2 protein-coding genes are annotated in these 2,604 nt (G+C 45.5%); one reads left to right on the top strand and one right to left on the bottom strand.

Features of this window, described 5'->3' with window-relative positions; genetic code table 11:
- The first annotated feature begins 228 nt into the window (after positions 1 to 228).
- A complete protein-coding gene (locus tag IQ242_RS22115; protein ID WP_193961426.1) occupies positions 229 to 1,644 on the top strand; it encodes a hypothetical protein in 1,416 nt (471 codons plus the stop codon).
- A gap of 40 nt (positions 1,645 to 1,684) precedes the next feature.
- Here IQ242_RS22115 and IQ242_RS22110 read toward each other — a convergent pair whose 3' ends face one another.
- Positions 1,685 to 2,431 carry a DUF4079 domain-containing protein gene (locus tag IQ242_RS22110; RefSeq protein WP_193961425.1) on the bottom strand — a complete coding sequence of 249 codons (747 nt, stop codon included), beginning with the start codon at positions 2,429 to 2,431 and terminating at the stop codon, positions 1,685 to 1,687.
- Positions 2,432 to 2,604 lie beyond the last annotated feature (173 nt).

Below are 2,604 nucleotides of genomic sequence, written 5' to 3'. Positions count from 1 at the left end.
CTTGATAAGGGGGGTGCCGATCCCCCCTGCCCCCCTTGATAAGGGGGATGTCTGATAATAATTTTTAACGCCTACATACTTATCGAAAAATTACTGGCTGATTATCCTATCAACTGGCCTTGGTCTGTGATTTCACTCACAGTGCTATTCCTGTATTCTCACAGTTTTCACTTGACCAAAAATTGATATTATTGTAATAAAAGTAACCATTCTTAGATGGACTGGCTTATGAACAATCGTTTATGCCTTCACCTGATGGCTAATAAGGAAAAGGGGTTTGCCTTGCCTCTTGCCGTGTTAATTGGACTCATCCTCATGGTGACAGGAATAACTATGATAATGCGCGCCCAAGGGGACCAATCGAAAGTAATTGCCCAAAAAGTCCGGGCTGATGCTTTAAGAAGTTCCGAAGTTGGAGTGGCTCGCGTGCAGGATCTACTCAATAGCGTTCGAGTTATGGCGACGGTTAATAGTCATTGTGCTTCTGGCGATTGTTGGCAGAACGCCGAATATGATGTGGTTACTAATCCCACCAATTTACAGAAACAGTTAAAAAAATTAGTCGATGCCGCCCCCTCCTGTAGTAATCCCAACGATGCTGCTACCTTGAAGAAAAAAATCGATGAATTAAAAAAGTTGGCTAGTAGTAATTGGGTTAAGCTCGATAATAATCGTTATTATCGTGTGGTTAGATATGATTATAATTCTGTGTCCAGCCGGGGAGTTCTCACCCTCGAAGGACGTTCTCGCACCAGTGCCGCAAAAGACCTAACTAAGACTCTTCCCGATATAGATAGTGACGATAATGCCGCCTCCCGTAACCGCGTGGTGGTAACTATCCCTATTCTTAATGCCCCTACCCCCGCATTTAACCGCAACACGGTCCCAGCTTTATGGATAAGTGAGGGAACGGCGGACGATGGTGCTAAATTTCAAGGGGATGTGGTGGAGGATGTGAAGAGTCCAGAATGCAATATTAACCACACTAAGATTCAACAGCCCACACCTGAACCCAGTCCCCCCTACAGAGCACGATTTGTCGGTGTGTTTTTCCCCGATTTACCACCGATTCCCACTGACCTTCCCTCTGGTCAGAAAGACCTGGAACTTACCGATATTCTTCCGCTTGCTCAGAGAACTTTTCCCAGAGACACCGATTCTACCCGCACGATTGACGGTAAAGAAGTGTACGAATATACCGTTAATAAGATCGACTTGACAGACGAGAAGATTACCATTACTCCGGGGAAACGGGTAGTTTTTTATGTTAAAGGTGATATTAAGGGTGCCATCGAACATAATTGTGCTATGGAGCCTAGCTGTAAATTGGGCAATCTACAGATTTATGCCTATAATAAATCAGGTTCCATTTGTCTGACAGGAAACCAAACACTACAAGCGTTTATCTTTGCTCCTAACTATTCCCTCGGTAAAACTGGTACTGGTTTCACCGGTGCTGCCTGGGGTAAAGATTGGGGCAAAATTTCAGGCTGTACCTCAAGCGGTGCTGTAGCTGTGACCCAAGGGGTAACATGGGATGACTTAATCTTAGACCTGAAACCCCCATTTCCCCAGCTTGGTGGTATTGACAATTGGTGTGAGGAACCCATCGATACCGATCCTGATAAATCTGAGTGTGATTAATTTCGCAACTGCTTCACCCTCTCCCAGTCCCTAAAAAAGTTTAACTTATCGGGTTGATGAGGGGGGTTGAGGATTTCGGTTCAGGACAGGTTTTATTGGTGAAATCACAGCGATAAATTGCCGGTTTTTGCCAACTGAGGGGAATTTCCAGTAAATCCCTCGAACCGGTCATGGCTTGTCCCAGAAAGAGAGCCAGAGCGATACAATTGAGAATTGTATGGGCGATGCGCCAACGATGGGAACGGTCTTTATAGATATCTTCGACAATTGCCAGAGAGAAAATCATCAGTATTGATGCCGCCATACCGATATAGTAGTGAGACCAGTACCATTGGGCCGAGAGTCGCCAGACCCCATCCTGAGAACCGATAATAATTAAACCCATGCCAGTCAAGGTGGCAAAAATTCCGCGCCAGAGAGCTTGTCTAGCGCGGTAGAGACAGACCAAAGAGGCAATGGTGACAAAAAACATCAAAATCACAAAAATGACCTGAAAGGAGTCTAATTTTCCGTGTTTTTGTTTATCGACAAAACCATTAAAACCGTAAACGACCGAGTAAGCTAGTGCTAACAGGTTAACCCCTAGCACTGTAGCCGTTAACCAGCGGCCTAGGCGTAGATGTTCCGGCCCGACCACTGGCGGAATTTTACTTTTATTTCCCGCAGCGGTTTCTAAGCGACGTTGACGGGTTTGCCAAGCAAAGTTAACTACGAGGCCGATAATAGGGAAAACGACCACTATCGCTAGGACAGGATGAATGAGAGCCAGAAAATCGACGAATTGCATATAAATATCCCGAAAATCGTCAGCAGAAAATCGTCAATAGTTGACAAGCTATAGCCTTGTTTTTTTCAGCTTATCGCAGATATCAGGAGCCGGTCGGCAAAAGGCAAAAGGCAAAGGGCAAAGGGCAAAGGGCAAAGAGCAAAGGGCAAAGGGCAAAGGGCAAAGGGCAAAGG

The sequence above is a fragment of the Microcystis sp. LEGE 08355 genome (assembly GCF_015207185.1).
GTDB classification, from domain to species: Bacteria; Cyanobacteriota; Cyanobacteriia; order Cyanobacteriales; family Microcystaceae; genus Microcystis; species Microcystis panniformis.
Note: the sequence above shows the minus strand (reverse complement) of the source record. Positions and strands in the feature narration are given on the sequence as shown.